The sequence below is a fragment of the Pseudoalteromonas sp. NZS100_1 genome, from assembly GCF_015864285.1.
Taxonomy (GTDB): Bacteria; Pseudomonadota; Gammaproteobacteria; order Enterobacterales; family Alteromonadaceae; genus Pseudoalteromonas; species Pseudoalteromonas arctica.
The window spans coordinates 63,796-83,186 of record NZ_JADYXN010000005.1; the positions used below are offsets into that span (position 1 = coordinate 63,796).

Consider the following 19,391-nt stretch of genomic DNA (forward strand, 5'->3'; position numbering starts at 1 on the left):
AAGCTAAAGCTCACGACCTTCTCTGTCTTCCTCTAGTGTGTTGTCATATTCTAAGGGGCGCTTGCCAACCTTTGCTGCTAACGAGACACCAGATCACCTTAACTAAAAGCTTCAGCTCTAAAATATCAACATACCAATAATGAGCGACTCTCATACTATTACTTATAATTTGCAAACAAGCTAAATACCGCTTAATCGGTCATTAACACCTTAATGACCGATTAAGAGGTCAAAATGAAGTGTGGCGCGCTATACGATGCAAAAGCTTAAACAAGGCGAGATAGTTGAAAGCAGCTATTGATGGAGTTATGCGCGATATAAATCGCGCTTAGCATTTTTAAGTTACGTGTTTAGTTATTAACTAGCGTTTAGGTTTGTTTACTTTTTTCTTAGCCAAAAAAGACTCGATGGCACCGAAATCCACGCCTGCTTACCTAACGAATCAAGATAAACAGCGACTTCTTCTTTACTGCCTGGGCTGAAGTATGGCGGCTGTTGTTCTTTTAGTTTTTCTTGCCCTGTAAGTATTTTGGTAAAGTGTTTATTTTGCTGCTGGAGCATTTTTTTGTAATCGTTAGCTGGTTTTGAATCACCATGCTTTACAAAAGCACTTAGCGCACGGCTTGCTGTTGCGTGTAGCTCTTCACTGTCGGACTTAACCAATAGAGCGTCTAACTTGTCCCATTCTTTATTAATTATTAGGCAATTCATTAATAAAAAGCGGTTTGCTTGATTGTCGTTTGGGTTTAGCGTTAATAACTCTTCGAGTTCTGATTGCGCTTTTTGGGTATAGCCATGCAGTGCGTGTACTTTTGCTCGATGCGCGCGAAGCATCATATAAGGGCGGGTTTCGTGCAAGCCCCAAAAGTGCCCTGTGTTGTCTTTAATAAATTGCTTTGTTATGTGCCCTTCCATCATTTCTAAAAGCATCAGCATTGGCTCAAGTGCTTTTAGTTCTGTGTCGGCAAGAACCAGTTCAAGTAGTTCATCAAGCTCATCTAATTCATTTGATTCTTCGTCTAAAAAGCTGTTGTTAAATTGTGCCTCATCTTCATCACTTAAAGTTAGGTCGTTACTAAATCGAAGTTCAAAAATAGCGTCGGCCATAAAATACACATAATTACGTTTATATTCTTGGGCGTTATATTGGGCAAATTCACCAAATACTTTTGCCGCTGCTTTTTCGCTAGTAAACGCTTTTAAAACGCCGCTTAGACTATCAACAGCCTGTTTTTGTAGTGCATTAAGTGCACGTTTATTTATGTGTTTAAGCGCCTGTAAAACCCCTTTACAGTAACTTGGTAGGGGCATATTCGGCTTTAGCGAATCTCGGTAGTCTTGCTTGGCTAGGCTGCATTTTGCTGGCATTTTTAATTCGTTTTGAATTACTTTATCCATGCTTTGGTTATACAGAGCCATTAAGCTTTCGAGGTATTTTAGCTCGATCTCTTTTTGAAGGTTAATATCTCCAAATAAATCAGGTTGCCACTCGCTCGGGGGAAGCATTTGGGGTAATGCACCTAACCCCATTAAATAACCTTGTATAAAATAGTAGTTTGGTTGTTTAGTGCTTAATTCACTGAGTTTTATAACATTGTTGCGAATTTTAGTTGGCGACATAACGTGCCCTGCTATGTATTAATTTATTATTAGTGTACCCATAGATAAGGTTACCAACAACGCTAGTTTGGTTGTTTTATCCTAAAATTAATTTTTAACGAAATATTTACAAATTTAAACAAACCCGTGCCGCTAAAATACAAAAGCTGGCTTATACTGTTGTAATAATGAGCAAAATAATAACTATGAGGCGTAATGAATAAATTAATTACCGTATTTTTATGTTTGCTGTTTACGGCTCCATTTAATGTATTTGCTTGTGAAAGAACCTTTAGCGTGGCATCGCACGATGCTTTTTGGCCGCCTTATGTAATGGGCATTAACGGTAAGCTGCAAGGCTCGGAGGTTGATGCACTTAACATTATATTTGCTGACTCCCCTTTTTGTTTTGAGGTTAAGTTACTACCAAATTCTAAGCGGGCTTTTATTGAGCTTAAATACGGCCGTATTGATTTAGGATGGGCTGCAAGTTATACCGATAAACGCGCTAAATATGTGCACTTTAGCGATAACTACCGAACTGAGGTTATGCGTTTATACGAAAACAAAAATAATCAGCATAGTGTTAAAAGCCTCGAAGATATTTTTAAACAAGGCTTTAGTGTTGGCGCTAACTTTGGAAGCTATTACGGCGAGGAGTTTGAGCAATATAAAACAACGCATAAAAAACAAATTGAATACACGAGTGAAACCAGCAAACGCTTTGAAATGCTTAATAAACAACGTATTGATTTTGCTATTGAAGACGAATTGGTGGGGGCTTATTTTGGCCAAAAAGGCTCAAATATAAAATTAGTAACCAACATTGAGTATGTAAATAAAGACGATATTTATTTAATGTTTAGCAAAAAAACGGTATCGGTTACTGAGCTTGCAGTAATTGATGAGCATATAAACAAAAACAAAACAGCACTTAAAGCGCTGTTTAAATACTAGGAGTGTAATGAAAACTTTATTTTTAACATTTACTACACTGCTATTTACTCACGTTAATGCCCTTGCGTGTTCAAAAACATTGGTAATGGGCACTAACGAAACTAATTGGCCGCCTTACCTTGTTAAGCAAGGTGATACATTTTTAGGCACAGAAGTGGATGCTGTAAACGCTATTTTTAAAGATTCAAAATTTTGTATTAAATGGACTTATTTCCCGAGTTTTTCGCGTGTTCAAGCTGAGCTTAAAAATGGCCGAGTAGATATAACCTACGCGGCAAGTTACACAAAAAAACGTGCTCAATATGCGCACTTTAGTTTGCCATACCGCGAAGAAGTTATGCACCTTTATAAGCATAAAGACTCAGCTGATGTAACCAGCTTGGCTGATCTTTTTAGTCAAGATTTTACAGCAGGTATTAACCGAGGAAGCTTTTTTGGTAACGAGCTTGAACAACTAAAAACTAAGTATTCAACACAGGTAGTGCTTACTGCTCAAGCAAATAATCGATTTAGCATGCTAGATAAAAAACGAATCGACTATGTTATTGAAGACTCTGTGGTTGCGCAGTACTTTGTAAAAAAACACCCCTCAATTACGCAGGTAAAGTCTATTACACCGATTAACGTTAACAATGTGCATTTTATGCTAAGCAAGGAGTCGCTAACACTTGATGACGTGGCGACCATTAATCAATTAATTACTAAAAATGCGGCTGCTATAAAGTTAATTTATCAACCTGTGCATTAAAGCATGGGCAATAACTTAGCTCTTTGGCTGCAACACTTCTTTAATATTGCCTGGCGTTAGTGCTTATTTACATTCCCCACTGTAAGTAAGCACCACCGCTCACGCTAAAAATAGTGGCTTAAAATTGAGAATTGTCGTTATTTTCGCTTGGTTATAAATTAGCTGCCTTTTATCTTTCATTCGTTGTGGCTGATCTGTATAATTCGCCAGCTAATTTACCCTATTGTCTGGTTCTTGTTTGTGGCGTTTTGCTGCAGCGTACTCCTGTCAGTACTAATCTAGGATTACCCTTTTTGATCTCCACCGCAAATATTACGATGCAGTTTGGCGCAGAGCCGTTGTTTGAAAACATTTCAGCTAAATTTGGTAACGGTAACCGTTACGGTTTAATTGGCGCTAACGGCTGCGGCAAGTCGACTTTCATGAAAATTTTAAGCGGTGCGCTTGTTCCAAGTGCGGGTAATGTATCTATTACTCCAGGGTTGAAATTAGGTAACCTAAGCCAAGACCAGTTTGCTTTTGAGCAATACAGCGTTGTAGACGCGGTAATTATGGGCGACGTGGAGCTTTGGAAAGTAAAGCAAGAGCGCGAACGTATTTACTCGTTACCAGAAATGAGCGAAGACGACGGCATGAAAGTAGCCGATCTTGAAAGCGTATTTGCTGAAATGGACGGTTACACGGCAGAAAGCCGCGCTGAAGAAATTTTGCTTGAAGCGGGTATCGATAAAGAATTTCATTACGGGTTAATGGCAAACGTTGCTCCAGGTTGGAAACTACGTGTGCTTTTAGCACAAGCGTTATTTGCAAATCCTGACATTTTGCTACTGGATGAGCCTACCAATAACTTGGATATTCATACAATTACGTGGCTTGCTAACGAGCTTAACAAACGTAAATGTACGATGATTATTATTTCGCATGACCGTCACTTTTTAAACTCGGTATGTACACACATGGCCGACATTGATTACGGCGAGCTGCGTATTTACCCTGGTAACTACGAGAAGTTTTTAGATGCTGCGGGCCTACAACGCGAGCAACTTTTAGCTGAAAATGCTAAAAAGAGCGCTGAGATTGACGAGCTACAAGACTTTGTTAACCGTTTTGGTGCTAACGCTTCAAAAGCTAAGCAAGCGAGTTCGCGTGCTAAAAAAATGGATAAAATTAAGCTTGATGAAGTTAAATCTTCAAGCCGTATGAGCCCATCGCTTTCGTTTGACGAAGGTAAAAAAATGTATCGTCAGGCGCTTGAAGTTAATAAGCTTGGCCATGGTTTTGATGGCGAAATGTTATTTACTGGTGGTGATTTACTATTAGAAGCTGGCGCTAAGCTTGCTGTAATTGGCGAAAATGGTGTGGGTAAAACTACATTTTTACGCTGTTTAGTAGATGAGCTTAAAAGTAATGAAGGCGAAATTAAATGGTCTGAAAATGCGACCTTTGGTTATTGCCCGCAAGACAGCACTAAAGATTTTGAAAACGATTTAACGTTGTTTGATTGGATGTCGCAATGGCGTACAGCTAAGCACAACGATTTAATGGTTCGTGGCATGTTAGGCCGTTTGTTGTTTACAGCAGACGATTCAAACAAGAAAGCACGTAACTGTTCTGGTGGTGAAAAAAACCGCCTGTTATTTGGTAAGTTAATGATGCAAGACGTTAATGTGCTTGTAATGGACGAACCAACTAACCACATGGATATGGAAGCCATTGAAGCGCTTAACAATGCATTAAAAGACTTTGAAGGTACGCTTATTTTTGTAAGCCATGACCGTGAGTTTGTATCGTCATTAGCTACGCGTATCATTGATATTAAAGATAAAAAAGTAATCGACTTCCAAGGTACGTTTGACGAATACCTAGCAAGTTGTGAAGAGAAAAAAGCGTAAACTTTTTCTAATTGCTTATAAAAACGGTGCTAAATTTAGCGCCGTTTTTTTATGTGTGGAATTTGAGTTTAACTATAAAATTAATTAATAAAGGCTTAAATAAATAATTCACTAAGAGGTTAAGAGACGCTACGCTTTTAGAGTCAGTGATAAAATACTCGTTTTCTGGCTTGGTTCTTCTCATTTACTCCTCTTTGGCTTCTCCTAGTGCAATAGTTTTTCAAGTAAATAATTCACTAATGGTGATATAAGACGCAGCGCTTTTAAAGTGAGTGATAAAATAAAAAAGCACTGTTTTTTTGACTTTATTTTTCTTAGTTACTGCTGCTTCGCTTTTCCTTATGCAATTAATGGCTCTTATCGCAGAGCTAATTATTCACATTATTTTATTGGTAAATTCTGCATACATCACAGCTTTAAATCTAGTCATATTCTCCTGTAAGTCTTTGTCACTTAATGCTAATGTTTATGGAGTGAGTTATTTAAAACTTTAATGGCTAAACCAAGAGGTAACTATGTCTAATTGGGTTGAAGCAACAGTAAAAAGCGTAACATGGTGGAGCGAAACGCTCTTTAGCTTAACCGTTAATGCTAATGTAGAGCCGTTTAAAGCAGGGCAATTTACAAAGCTTTCTATAATGGATGGCGACAAGCGTATTGCTCGGGCTTATTCATATGTGAATGCCCCTGAAAACCCCGATCTTGAATTTTACCTTATTAACGTTATTGACGGTTTGCTTTCTCCTCGTTTAGCTACATTACAACCTGGCGAAACCGTACTTATAGAACAACACGCAACCGGCTTTTTTACCCTTGATGAAATACCACAAAGCGATCAGCTTTGGATGTTAGGTACTGGCACTGCCATAGGCCCTTTTTTATCGATATTACAACAGCCCGATGTATGGAAAAAATACAAAAGCATAAACTTAGTGCATGGTGTACGTTTTAATAACGACTTAAGCTATCAGGCACTTATTAACGAGTTATTAAGAGTGTACCCAGAACAACTCAACTACATTCCTGTTGTAAGTAGAGAAGAGCCATTACAAGGCTTAAGTGGCCGGATTACTAACGCTATTGAGAGCAACGGCTTGTTTGAACATGTAAAATTAAATCCTGAGCCTAGTAACGCGCAATTTATGATTTGCGGAAATCCACAAATGGTAAAAGACACCACCGCGCTACTTCTCGATAAAAACTTTACGCGTAACCGCCGCAAAGCACCCGGTAACATTACTGTAGAGCAGTACTGGTAGGCTACAGTGGTGGTATTAACTATCCGATAACGTTAAAATTTGCTATGTTGCACCCTTATACCAATATTATCAAAAATATGATCATTCTATCGCATTAAATAACTCACTAACTGCGTTAAAAGTTATTCATATAGAACAACTATATGTCACAATTTTCGCCTTGTTATTGTGCTATTTTCTTGACGCTATAATAGATCACTTATTTAATGTAATTGGTATTACACGTGTTTAGTGTTCATTTTAGGAAAGTTATGAAACCGTTATCTATTATTTTTGCCTCGTTAATTACCACCGTTGCGCTTATTACTTACGCCGCAGAACAAAGCGAGCCTGAGCAAAAAGAGCAGCAAGTTGAAGCTCAAGCAAACGTTGAAAAACCAAAAGTTGAAGATGAGCAATCAGTAACTCAAGTCAAAGCTGACGACAAAGTAAATACGCTTGAATACAAAGCACCTGAGCTTAAAAAGCCAACAATTGATGCGACTAAACCAGACGATTCAAAGGTATTGGGTAACGAGCAGATTAAACCTACTGAAAAGCCGAAAAATAAAATAGAAAAAGCAGTGGCTGTAGCCGAAGCTGAAAAAGCAGTTACGCAAGCAAAAGAAGCGCTGACAGTTAAGCAACAAACTAAAGCTAAGCAATCGCGCGAATCACTTGCGGTAGTAGAGCAGTTAGTTAAAGCGTATAACGCGCGTAACATTGAAGAGTTTCTTCGTGTGTATGCCGAAGACGTTGAGTTTTATATTTTCCCTAATGAGCTATTATTTAAAGGTAAAGAAAAACTAATAGAACGTTATGGGCTAATGTTTAAAAAGTTAAAGTGTATTCACTCATCACCAATTAAGCGCATAGTGCACGGCGATATAGTGATTGATCACGAACTATCAGAAACCTGCTCAACTGACGAAAAGGTAGTTGATAAACGCTCAGAACTTATTTCGAGTTACCAAATTAAAGATGGAAAAATAGTACGCGTACTGTTTTTTAGATAAAGGCTTTATATGCAAATAAATGACGACAAAAAAATTCGCTTAATGTATCGCATCGAGCCCGGTTGCCTTGGCCCTAAGGGTGCTGAGCATGTTGAAGATTTTTGTCGTTTTGCAAATAAACATATTAAGTCACCATTTTATGGCCAATTTGTATTTTTACCTCGTTACGATAAAGCCATAGACGAGCGACAATATAGCGTTAACAGCCGTAATTTATCACTTGCTCAGGCTCATGCGTACTTAAAGCATTTTGATATTGATATAGAAGAATTTGAAGAACAGCTCGACGAGCTCCTCACTAAAGCGATTGATTTATACTTTAAGCGATAGCGTTTAATTGCTGTTGCTTAGGTATTCTCCCCCTCCGCAATACGTTTTTATTTTAATTATTATTAAAAATATAAGTAATTTCTTTCACAAAGATAAGGTAATCAGTAATAGCTGAGAAAAACCAGATCGGCCAATATGTATCACTACTCTAAAAGCGCAGCGCCTCTTAAGCTCTTTGTAAATTAATTAGCCCTTTAAAAGCTTTTATTTGCACAATGAGAAGTAAAAGAGGAGTGAATGAGAAAGCCGAAAACAAAAACCAGTATTTTATGTTTTATCACTACTTTAAAAAGCGCAGCGCCTCTTAAGCTCTTTGTAAATTAATTAGCCATTTAAAAGCTTTTATTTGCACAATGAGAAGTAAAAGAGGAGTGAATGAGAAAGCCGAAAACAAAAACCAGTATTTTATGTTTTATCACTACTTTAAAAAGCGCAGCGTCTCTTAAGCTCTTTGTGAATTAATTCGCCCTTTAAAAGCTTTTATTTGCACAATGAGAAGTAAAAGAGGAGTAAATGAGAAAGCCAAAAACAGTATTTTTATGTTTTATCACTACTCTAAAAGCGCAGCGCCTCTTAACCTCTTTGTGAATTAATTAACTAAATATTTTAAAAGCCCTTAAAACAAAAAAGCGGTGTTAATTTTAACACCGCTTAATGCGAACTATTTATAGCTATGTGCTTTTATAATCAGATTTACAACATCGGTTTTATAACATCAAACACAGCTTCTATGTGGTCGTCTCTGTCGTTTAGTGCCGCTATGTAACGGTATTTTTTGCCGCCTGCGTTTTCGAATATTTCACGATTTTCGCCTTCTAGCTCTTCAAGTGTTTCTAGGCAGTCGGCGCTAAAAGCAGGGCTGATAATAGCTACATCGGTAATACCCTCATCAGGCAGGGCTTCAAGGGTTGCATCGGTATATGGCTTTAACCACTCGGCTTTACCAAATCGACTTTGAAAAGTACTAATTACTTTGTTTTTATCAAGGCCTAGTTTTTCGACAACTAAACGCGTGGTTTGTAAACATAGGCAGTGGTACGGATCGCCGCGCTCTAAAAATAGTTTTGGCATACCGTGATACGAAAAAACAATTTTTTGTGGCATACCATTCGCTTCTAAATCCTCACTAATACTATTAGCAAGTGACTCAATATAACGGGTGTTTTTATGATAGCCATTAATAAAATGCAGCTCTGGCACCCAGCGCCATTTACGCAGTACGCTTGATACAGCATCGAACGTTGAACCCGTGGTTGGGCTAGAATATTGCGGATACATTGGCAATATAATAATACGCGTTAAGCCTTTATCACGAAGCTCCTCAAGGCCGGCCTCTATTGAGGGATTACCATAGCGCATTGCCATTACCACTTCGGTATTGGTATAACCTTGCTCTTTTAATAAGGTATTTAGCTTTACGCTTTGTTGTCGAGTGATGTGAGTAAGCGGCGAGCCATTTTCGGTCCATATACTTTCGTATAATTTAGCCGAACGCTTAGGGCGCACACGCAAAATAATGCCATGTAAAATTATCATCCATACTAGGCGTGGTATTTCTACAATGCGTGGATCTGATAAAAACTCACGTAAGTATATACGAAGCGCAGCAGCTGTTGGTGCATCAGGGCTACCTAAGTTAGTAAGCAGTATTCCCGTTTTTTGGTTAAAACGCCCATCATGGGGATTGTCAGTAACCGCAGAAAATCGCGACACAGAGTGCTCCTTCAAGCAAATTCAATAATGTATTTTATGCACATTGTAACGAAAAAAACTGCCGTTTAGATCAATCATTTAGCAGTTTTAACCATAATTCTAAATGGGGCTGGTTTTTTAGATTCTAGTTGCTGCAGTTTTTCTATTGATTTGCGGCTAAATACATGACCTTTAGGCAGCAACATTATACCCGAATGGCTGTGCAGAGCATGGCCGAGTATCATTTGATCTTTAAGCTCATGGGCATTACAAATTAGTACTGATCCTGCTGAACTTTTTTGTTCGTGTAGTTTTGCATGGCTTGCTTCAAGCGCACGAACTATTTTAGGGTGGTAAAACGAACCACTATAAAGTTTTACACTTTCGAGTGCGTCCTCGTGGCGCTGCTTTTCATCGCTTGCATTGCTCTGCTCAAACGCGTCCCAGTAATCGCGCGCTAACCCTAATACCATAGCCCCTATCGGTATGTCGTTTCCAGCAAGGCCTTTGGGCATTCCATTTCCGTTAAAACGTTCAAACTGATAATAAATAGCATCCGATAAATCGTGTAAGTGTATTGCTGGCATTAGCATTAATTGTGCAGTACTTGGATGAGTATAAAAGGTCTTACGTTGTTGCTCATTTAGCCGATTTAGCGGTTTTTTATAAAGTTCAGGGTCCATAGCAAGCAAACCTATTTGTGCTAAATAACCCGCCATTGGGGCAAGATCGATGCTTTTTTGCGACAGATTTAAGTAAAGCGCTATTTGTGTGCAGGTATTTGCAATATTTTGTGCTTTGTTGCCATCAAGGTAAGGGTTTGCGTTAACAAAATTATATAGCAGCTCAACGGTTGATTTGTGCTCTTGTTTTTCGCGCTCGTTGGCGTCTTCTAGCTTTTTTAAAACTTGTTTGATTTGTAAGGTACGTTTTTCTACTCGTTGCTCTAACGTGTTGTTTAGCTCAAGTAGTTCTTGGTTTTGCGCCTTAACTTGTGTTTCTAATTTTTTGTTTTGCTTTTTTAGCGCAAATTTTTCTAGGCTATCTTTAATGCTTCGAAGTAATAAGTCGTTTTGCCATGGTTTTTGAATATAACCATTTATTTGCCCTTGGTTAACAGCCGCTAGGGTTGTTTGTATATCGGCGTAACCGGTTAATAAAATGCGTTGAGTGTCGGGTGCCAGCGCACGCGCTTTTTCTAAAAACTCGGCACCGTTCATTACTGGCATCCGCATGTCGCTAATAATTAAACCAAATTCATGATTTTTAAAAAGTGTTAATGCGTTTTGCGGATTATCGCAAACAATAACCGTTAAGCCATTTACTTCAAGTAGTCGTGTTAACGTACGTAGTACTATTTCGTCATCATCAATACAAAGTACATCAACCTGATTCATTGGTGTGTTTGGTGTTGCTTGAGTCATTGCGCCGCCTTTAAATTACTTCTGGCTAAATAATAGCTTAAAAAAACATCCGTGACCTGTTTATGCTTACCTTTTATATAGAGTAGGAGTCACCTAATGTGGTTATTATCTATAAGTAGATAAATGCTCACACTAAAGTTGCAAATTTGCATGTAGACGACTAAACGTTAAGTATAAAGTTATCTATATGGATGAAAGGAATGAATGGATCAGATGGTAATTTTGAACGTGCTTTTTTAAACGAACAAAAGCTGCGCTTGGCCGCAGAACAATTACTCAAAGATAAAAGCACCGTTTTAGTTGCCATAAATAATGAATTACAAAAAAAAGTAGCCGATTTAGAACACCAGCAAATGCTGTTTGTGCAAACCGAAAAAATGGCAACCTTAGGAACGCTTTGTGCAGGCGTAGCCCATGAAATAAATACCCCGCTTGCCTATGCAATGAGTAATATAGAAAGCTTACAAAATTCTACTCCTTTGCTCATCACGTTGCTAAAGCTTAACGAGCAATACTTAAACAACGAAATTAAAGAGAGCCGTTTTAAACACGAAATCGACATACTCAACTTACAGTATCCGTATGCGTGGCTTTATAACAATTTGCAGGGACAAGTTAACGACAGCGTTGAAGGACTCAAACGAATAAAACAAATTGTGCATGACTTATTAAACTTTGCCCACCCCTCCTCCTCGCAAGATAAGCAACTAACCGATGTAACAACGGGTGCTAATAATGCTTTAAGGTTATTAAGTAACAAACTCAAACTATGCGAGATAAAAACGCGGTTTGAACCACTACCACTTATTTGGTGCAATTTATCATCAATTAATCAAATTTTTGTAAATCTCTTAATGAATGCTTGGCAAGCATGCGAGCTTGATTTAGAAAAAGGCTGCATTATTGAGGTCAATATTTTTGAACTAAACACAAATATCTGTATTGAGGTAAAAGATAATGGCTGTGGAATGAGTGAAGACACAATAGCGCATATGTTTGACCCTTTTTATACAACAAAAGAAGTTGGTGAAGGTACCGGTATGGGTATGACACTTGTATACGCTATGGTGAGCGATCATGGCGGAAAAATAGAAGTTAACAGCACATTAGGGACAGGTACGACCATCCGCTGCCTATTACCTTTAAAAGCGTAAACTAACGAACAAAACCACAATGTAAATAAAAAGTTAATAGATCTTTTTTTGAAGTTTAATGCCCTTGTAGCGTGTATTTTAATCGATTAAAGGTAGTTTTTTCTTATCTTGAAATTTATTTGCATACTTAGACCAAATATTTAGTTTTTTTCATTTCTTTTTGTTTGCATATGTTGCTAGGATGTTTGCAACAGGTTATGAGCACCATAACCACACACATATTATAAGAACACAAAAAAACAGGGTCGTCACTATGCCAACATACCGTTTAAACACACTTGCTGTAGCCGTTGCTTTCGCGTTTAGCGCACCAAGCATTGTTAACGCAGAAGAAGCACCAGTGCAAGCTGCTAAAAACATTGAGCAAATATCTGTATTAGGATCGCGTGTATCTAACCGTACTTCTACAGAGTCTTCTTCTCCTATTGATTTAATTGACGCAGATGATTTAACCAAAGGTGGCTTTACCGAGCTTGGCCAAAGCCTTCAAGCGACAGCGCCTTCATTTAACTTTTCGCGTACACAAGTATCTGACGGTTCTGATTTATTTAGACCCGCAACACTTCGTGGCCTACAGCCAGATCAAACTCTTATATTAGTAAATGGTAAACGTCGTCATAACCAATCAATTTTTGGCCTTAACGGTACAGTAGGCGCAGGCGCTGCGGGTACTGATATGAATGCGATTCCGCTAACGGCCCTTAAAGGCGTTGAAGTATTACGCGATGGCGCAGCGGCGCAATATGGCTCTGATGCTATTGCAGGCGTAATTAACTTATCTCTTAATAACTCAACCGGTATTACAACGGGTTTTATACAATACGGCGGCACAAGTGAAGGTGACGGCGACACTATTTCAGCAGGTTTAAACCGTGGTTTTGAATTAGGCAACGAAGGCGGCTTTATTAACCTATCGCTTGAGTACCGTGATGCCGATGGCACTAACCGCGCCGAGCGTGATACGGGGGGGTCGCTTAATGTTGAACCAGGTACGTTAAGTGAAGACGTACGCTGGGGCCAAGGTAACTCAGAAAGTGAATTTACGTCGTTATTTTACAACATGGCATTACCAATGGGCGACGGCGAGCTTTACTCGTTTGGTGGCTACTCAGAGCGCACGGCGCTGGGTAATGGTTTTTACCGTAATTTTAACGAAGCGTCTAAAAACGTAACCCAAGTATATAGCGATGGTTTTTTACCGCGCATATATAACGAAGCACAAGATATTTCAGTCGCGCTTGGTTTTAAAGGCGATATAAACACAGATTGGAATTACGATGTATCGGCTGTTTATGGTGAAAATCAATACGACTTTACATCACGCAATACATTAAACGCTTCTTACGCGGCTGAGTATTTATTTAACAACCCAAGTGCAAGCGATGCCGATATTGCAGCAAACTCAGGCCCTAGTGGCGGTTACTCAGGTGGTTTTAGATTTGATCAAACAACGCTTAACCTTGATGTAAACGGTATTGTAGATATTGGCCGTGGTGAACCTTTATATGTAACAGTAGGCGCTGAATATCGTAAAGAAAACTACGAAATAGTACCTGGCGATGAAGCATCATACGCCTGTGGACTAGCAAATATGGATACCTCGTACCCATCAGTAAACGATCCAGACCAATTTGCACAGTGTGGTTTTCAGGCTTATAACGGCCTACGCCCTGAAGCAGCTAACGACAGCGACCGTAACAGCTACGCAGTTTATGTAGACGTAGAAACTATGATCACCGATGCATGGAACGTCAGTGGTGCGCTACGTTATGAAGATTTCTCAGATGCTGGGGATGATTTAATTGGTAAATTAGCAACACGTTATGAATTTTCAGATGATTTTGCTGTACGTGGTGCGGTATCTACTGGTTTTAGAGCACCATCACTTCAACAAAGTGGTTATACAGCCTTTACAACTAACTTAGGCTCAGACGGCACATTAACGCAATCGTTCACTGCAAACACAGGGACCGCTTTCCCAAGTGCGTTAGGCGTAGATAGCTTAGAGCTTGAAACTTCAACAAACTACAGTGCAGGTTTTGTTTACGATGTAACAAGCGAGCTTTCGTTAACGGTTGATTTTTACCGTGTAGAAATTGAAGACCGTATTACGCTTGGCAGCTTACTTACCGCTGACGACGTATCGTTTAGCTCAGAAGCAGTTGCAGCGCTACAAGCAACTGGAGCTGTGCAAGCTAACTACTTCTCAAACTCGGTTGATTCTACTACGCAAGGCGTTGATATTATTGCATCGTACCGTACAGAAGTTGAAGGTGGCAATTTAGGAGTAACCTTTGCAGGTAACCTAAACGATACTAAAATTGACGGCGTAAATGCTGAAGACGGTATTCCTGAAGCGGTTGCTTTTGATGATTTACAACGTAGCTTTTTTACCGACGGACAACCTAGTGAACGTGCAACGCTTACGTTTGACTACGAACGCGATGCCTACACATCAACCATTCGCTTTAACTACTTTGGCGAAACAGATGTAAAATACTTTGGTAATGACCATATTTCATTACCAGGTGAGCTTTCGCCAACAGGATCGTTTAAACCAACAAGTACGGTTGAGTCTGCTGTGTTAGTTGATTTAAATGTTAGCTACCAAATTAACGACATGTTTGCGCTTTCAGTGGGTGCCGATAACGTATTTGACGAAACGCCAGACGAGCTAGGCGACGACGAAGTACTTAACTTTATCACCAACGGCGCATTTAAATACCCAGTACGTGCATTACCTTACGGCTTTGACGGCAGAACGTACTATGCAAAAGTAAGCTTTAGTTTTTAATTTATAAAGCAAACTAAAGTAATATTAAGCGCAGTTATTAACTGCGCTTTTTTTATACTTTTTTATTACTAAAAAAGTACCTGTTGGGCATTAAAAATACTTGCGCGGTTGACAATTAAGCCTACAATCGCCATCTCTTAAATAGGCTAATATAAAAGCCTTTTTATTATTTAACTTAAAATAACCATTGGCTGATAGGAAATATATGACTAAAAAATCTAAAGCAAAAACCGCAAACACCAGCGCGGTAGACACAGGACGAGGCGTTATAAACCACAATGCACTAGCGGCGATGGTCACCTCTAAATTATTTAAACCACAAGTGGTTAAAGCTAAAAAAGGCAAAGGCTCGTTTAAACGCAACAACAAGCATTCAGGACAAGAGTCCTATTTAATCGCGGCTTAAATAGCACCGATCAAATAGGGCTTTTGAATATAGTAAGCGAGGTTTTATACCTCGCTTTTACTTTTAAAGCATACAAGCCATGTTACATGAGCGCGAAATAAATTCGCACCTACGGGTTTGGTGTTTGCAAGATGTAGGTGAGGTTTTATACCTCGCTTTCACTTTTAGAGCATTAAAGCCATGTTACATGAGCGCGAAATAAATTCGCACCTACGGGTTTNAGTGTTGATGTAGGTGAGGTTTTATACTTCGCTTTCACTTTTAGAGCATTTAAGCCACGTTACATTAGCGCGAAATAAATTCGCACCTACGGGTTTGGTATTTGCACGGTGTAGGTGAGGTTTTATACCTTACTTTTAGAGCATTCAAGCCATGTTACTAAAGCGCGAAATAAATTCGCACCTACGGGTTTGGTGTTTGCAAGATGTAGGTGAGGTTTTATACCTCGCTTTCACTTTTAAAGTATTAAAGCTAAATTACATAAGCGCGAAATAAATTCGCGCCTACGGGTTTAGTGTTTGCACGATGTAGGTGAGGTTTTATACCTCGCTTTCACTTTTAGAGCATTAAAGCCACGTTACATGAGCGCGAAGTAAATTCGCACCTACAAGTTTGTAGAGCACGGTGGTTTAAACTGCTGTGCTGAATTTTTAACTGTTTGTGATGGGTTTTCACCAAATAGTTGCGTGTAATCTTTAGCAAATTGTCCCGCATGCCAAAATCCCCAATTGGCTGCTATTACTGAAATTGGCTTATCTTGGTTTGGTTTTTTTAGTTCCCGCCTTACATTATTTAAACGTGTTAAACGTAAAAACCGCAAAGGGTTAATTCCTAAAACACTCTCAAAACTATACTGAAGTGTGCGCCTACTTACAAAGGCAAGCTCGCACAGCTCAGTTATGGTTATTGGGTTTTGTGGATTTGTGGCCACGTAATCTTTTACTTTATCTACTACGGCTTTTCGATGTTTATAACTTGGCGCAATATTTTGTTGTGGATTATCTGCTTGTAATAAGTGTAGTGCCAACATGTTTAGCATATCTTGCTGTGATTCGGTTTTAAGTCCAAAGCCCTTGCCTACAACCATGCTATTAATTATTTGCCTTGCCGTTTGCAATGATGAGTTGCTTACCGATAAGCGAGCTGATTGTGCAGATGATAGGTTTTTCAATGTTACGCCTTGTAGCTGCGCCATATATTCAATTGAATTCCAATCGATTACCAAACCATAAATATTAAATTGCTCAGGGGTTATCAGCTCAAAGTCATTATCACTTGTGCGGCACATAAATTGATTACTTGCCACACTTAGACCATTAATCTTACTTTGCTGCGACTGACAAGGAATGCCAAGCCAAACCGAATTGGGGGCGATGTTACATTGCTGACGAAGCGCTCGCTCGGTGTATTCTTTAAACACATGAATATTGACGTAATCTGTTTCTTCAATAAAACCATAAAAGCTGCCATCGCTCATTTGATCGTATTTTTGCTGCCATTGAGTAAGGCTATGCGCTTGCTCGTCTATATCGTGTGTTTGCACCTTGCTCTTTAGTGGTGCGTTGTAGCTACTTTGCTGCGCCATATAGGGGATGCTCTTTTTCGTTACACTTTTATTATGGTTAAGTTAACACCGCTTTGCGTATGTAACCAATTGAATTGGATTAATAAATAATCTTTTGCCGAAATTCGATAGTTACTTGGTACAAAATAAGCTGTCTTGTAACTATTGAAAATTGATTTATAGCTAAAGATGCAGCAAAACCTATACCAAGGTTTATCATGTTAGTTATGTGGAGTAAATCATGGGGCAAGCGTACAGTTACACTTTAGGTACACACACTTATAAATTCAAGAACTTAGCCCAGTTAATGGCTAAAGCAACGCCACAGCGTTCGGGTGATCGCTTAGCGGGCGTCATTGCACAATCAGCACAAGAACGTGCTGTGGCTCAAATGACATTGGCCGATGTACCTCTTAAAACATTTTTAAATGAGGTACTTATTCCCTACGAAGATGACGAAATTACACGCTTAATTATTGACGAGCACGATGCCAATGCCTTTATGGCTATTGCACATTTAACTGTAGGCGATTTTCGTAATTGGCTTTTAAGCGACTTTGCAACACCCGCTGTACTTGCAAGTATAAGGCAAGGAATTACGCCTGAAATGGCTGCTGCAGTTAGCAAAATAATGCGCAATCAAGATCTCATATTAATTGCTAAAAAGTGCCATGTTACAAGTGCTTTTAGAAACACTATTGGCCTCCCTGGGCATTTATCTACACGTTTACAACCCAATCATCCAACTGACGATATTAACGGTATTGCTGCATGCATGCTTGATGGGCTGCTATACGGTAATGGCGATGCCGTAATAGGTATAAACCCAGCAACCGACAACGTTGCCCAGGCCATTAAATTAATGACATTAATGGATGATGTTATTCAAAAATACGCCATACCGACGCAAAGCTGTGTGCTTACACATGTTACTAACACTATTGAATGTATAGAAGCTGGCGCACCGGTTGATTTGGTATTTCAGTCGATTGGCGGCACGGAGGCTACTAACTCAAGTTTTGGTTTTAATTTAAATACTTTAGCTGAAGCGCAAGATGCCGCTTTGAGTTTAAAGCGCGGCACTGTTGGCAATAATGTGATGTATTTTGAAACTGGGCAAGGCAGTTCGCTTTCAGCAAATGCGCATCATGGGCTTGATCAGCAAACGTGTGAAGCTCGCGCTTATGCAGTTGCTCGTAAGTTTGATCCGTTACTGGTTAATACCGTGGTGGGGTTTATTGGCCCTGAATATTTGTTTGATGGTAAAGAAATTACCCGAGCAGGACTTGAGGATCACTTTTGCGCTAAGTTACTAGGCATACCGATGGGGTGCGACGTGTGTTACACCAATCATGCAGAGGCCGATCAAAACGATATGGATAATTTGCTAACGCTGTTAGGTGTTGCAGGTTGCTCGTTTGTAATGGGAATACCTGGCTCTGACGATATTATGCTTAATTACCAAACTACGTCGTTTCATGATGCATTATATGTGCGTCGAGTTCTTGGCTCTAGACCCGCCCCTGAGTTTGAAGCATGGCTAAGCAAAATGAAAATTATGCAAAGCACTACCGACATCACACTTTCAGATACCTTGCCTCCCGCTTTTGCTAAACCTCTGGGTGCAATTGCTGGAGGTGGCTCATGAAATCACGTTCAAAACCGACCACTCCATTAGATAACTCAGTAAATGAGCATAAAAATAACGGTAATGTAGTGCACAACCCTTGGAGTGATTTACGGCGTTTTACCGACGCCCGTATTGGGCTTGGTCGCGCTGGTATAAGTTTGCCAACCTCAGAAATGCTGGCTTTTCAGCTATCTCATGCACAAGCGCGTGATGCGGTGAGTTTTCCGCTTGATATTAACGAAATGACTGAGCAACTAGGCAGTATTAATGCTCTAAAAGAGGTTGCCCCTCCCCTGCATTTACACAGCCAAGCCGTTGACAGGGTTACTTACCTTCAGCGACCCGATTTAGGCCGCAAACTTGATGAAAATGGTAGGCAAGTACTTCTCAGCTATATGAATAAACAAAAGCACACTGCGCAGGCTAAATACGATTTAGCGATTGTAGTGGTTGATGGACTTTCGTCGTTGGCGGTACAAAAAAATGCATACCCATTTATAACAGAGCTATTAACGCACCTTACAACAGACAAGCAATTTAAAATTGCTCCCATTACTTTGGTTGAGCAAGGGCGAGTAGCGATTGGCGACGATATAGGTGAGTTGCTAAATGCGCAGGTGGTTATGGTGTTAATAGGAGAGCGCCCAGGGCTTAGTTCGCCAGATAGCCTTGGCTTGTATTTAACATGGGAGCCCAAAACAGGACTTAACGATGCATGTCGTAATTGCATATCGAATATTCGCCCTGCAGGCCTACCTTATACAGAAGCGGCGAGACGCGCACTGTACTTATTACGTGAAGCTAAAAAACTAAAACTAACTGGGGTTAATTTAAAAGACCGCACACAAGATGATGTAATTGAGCATCAGGTTTCAACCACTAACTTTTTAATTGCTGAATAATTTTAATTAAAAACACATGAAATAAAAAATAAAAACTAAACATCA

Annotated in this window: 15 protein-coding genes; 11 read left to right on the forward strand and 4 right to left on the reverse strand. The window is 39.4% G+C overall.

Annotated elements, in window-relative coordinates:
- Positions 1-378: 378 nt before the first annotated feature.
- Positions 379-1,620 (reverse strand): UPF0149 family protein, encoded by a 1,242-nt coding sequence (locus I6F66_RS05040; protein ID WP_197208860.1) that lies wholly within the window; start codon positions 1,618-1,620, stop codon positions 379-381.
- 195 nt (positions 1,621-1,815) lie between these two features.
- Here I6F66_RS05040 and I6F66_RS05045 point away from each other — a divergent pair, with 195 nt between their 5' ends.
- The 6 genes from I6F66_RS05045 (at position 1,816) to I6F66_RS05070 (ending at position 7,780) form a co-directional block, all read left to right on the forward strand.
- A complete protein-coding gene (locus I6F66_RS05045) occupies positions 1,816-2,556 on the forward strand; it encodes an ABC transporter substrate-binding protein (RefSeq protein ID WP_197208861.1) in 741 nt (246 codons plus the stop codon).
- Between the two features lie 7 nt (positions 2,557-2,563).
- Positions 2,564-3,304 (forward strand): ABC transporter substrate-binding protein, encoded by a 741-nt coding sequence (locus I6F66_RS05050; RefSeq protein WP_197177100.1) that lies wholly within the window; start codon positions 2,564-2,566, stop codon positions 3,302-3,304.
- 293 nt (positions 3,305-3,597) lie between these two features.
- On the forward strand, positions 3,598-5,196 hold the full coding sequence (locus I6F66_RS05055; protein ID WP_197119044.1) for an ABC-F family ATPase: 1,599 nt from the start codon (positions 3,598-3,600) through the stop codon (positions 5,194-5,196).
- A 515-nt stretch (positions 5,197-5,711) separates the two neighbouring features.
- A complete protein-coding gene (locus I6F66_RS05060; protein ID WP_101164395.1) occupies positions 5,712-6,455 on the forward strand; it encodes a ferredoxin--NADP reductase in 744 nt (247 codons plus the stop codon).
- Positions 6,456-6,706: 251 nt separating this feature from the next.
- Complete coding sequence (locus I6F66_RS05065; protein WP_165728790.1) at positions 6,707-7,450, forward strand: nuclear transport factor 2 family protein; 744 nt, start codon at positions 6,707-6,709, stop codon at positions 7,448-7,450.
- Positions 7,451-7,459: 9 nt separating this feature from the next.
- Entirely contained in the window at positions 7,460-7,780 is a 321-nt protein-coding gene (locus I6F66_RS05070; RefSeq protein ID WP_197119042.1) for a hypothetical protein, read from the forward strand.
- 693 nt (positions 7,781-8,473) lie between these two features.
- On the opposite strand, the gene hemH is transcribed toward I6F66_RS05070, so the two are convergent.
- On the reverse strand, positions 8,474-9,493 hold the full coding sequence (gene hemH, locus I6F66_RS05075) for a ferrochelatase (RefSeq protein ID WP_197208862.1): 1,020 nt from the start codon (positions 9,491-9,493) through the stop codon (positions 8,474-8,476).
- A gap of 74 nt (positions 9,494-9,567) precedes the next feature.
- Complete coding sequence (locus I6F66_RS05080) at positions 9,568-10,896, reverse strand: HD domain-containing phosphohydrolase (protein ID WP_165735969.1); 1,329 nt, start codon at positions 10,894-10,896, stop codon at positions 9,568-9,570.
- A 200-nt stretch (positions 10,897-11,096) separates the two neighbouring features.
- Here I6F66_RS05080 and I6F66_RS05085 point away from each other — a divergent pair, with 200 nt between their 5' ends.
- The 3 genes from I6F66_RS05085 (at position 11,097) to arfA (ending at position 15,250) form a co-directional block, all read left to right on the forward strand.
- Positions 11,097-12,050, forward strand: a complete 954-nt coding sequence (locus tag I6F66_RS05085; RefSeq protein WP_007583514.1) for a sensor histidine kinase — start codon at positions 11,097-11,099, stop codon at positions 12,048-12,050.
- A gap of 253 nt (positions 12,051-12,303) precedes the next feature.
- Positions 12,304-14,844, forward strand: a complete 2,541-nt coding sequence (locus tag I6F66_RS05090; protein ID WP_197208863.1) for a TonB-dependent siderophore receptor — start codon at positions 12,304-12,306, stop codon at positions 14,842-14,844.
- A 205-nt stretch (positions 14,845-15,049) separates the two neighbouring features.
- Entirely contained in the window at positions 15,050-15,250 is a 201-nt protein-coding gene (arfA, locus tag I6F66_RS05095) for a ribosome alternative rescue factor ArfA (RefSeq protein ID WP_002963106.1), read from the forward strand.
- A gap of 604 nt (positions 15,251-15,854) precedes the next feature.
- Here the strand turns inward: arfA and I6F66_RS05100 are convergent.
- Positions 15,855-16,835, reverse strand: a complete 981-nt coding sequence (locus I6F66_RS05100; RefSeq protein WP_165741312.1) for a helix-turn-helix domain-containing protein — start codon at positions 16,833-16,835, stop codon at positions 15,855-15,857.
- A gap of 220 nt (positions 16,836-17,055) precedes the next feature.
- Here I6F66_RS05100 and I6F66_RS05105 point away from each other — a divergent pair, with 220 nt between their 5' ends.
- Complete coding sequence (locus I6F66_RS05105; RefSeq protein ID WP_024594012.1) at positions 17,056-18,462, forward strand: ethanolamine ammonia-lyase subunit EutB; 1,407 nt, start codon at positions 17,056-17,058, stop codon at positions 18,460-18,462.
- On the forward strand, positions 18,459-19,346 hold the full coding sequence (gene eutC / locus I6F66_RS05110; RefSeq protein WP_197141686.1) for an ethanolamine ammonia-lyase subunit EutC: 888 nt from the start codon (positions 18,459-18,461) through the stop codon (positions 19,344-19,346). The genes I6F66_RS05105 and eutC overlap by 4 nt, the downstream gene beginning before the upstream one ends.
- Positions 19,347-19,391: the final 45 nt, after the last annotated feature.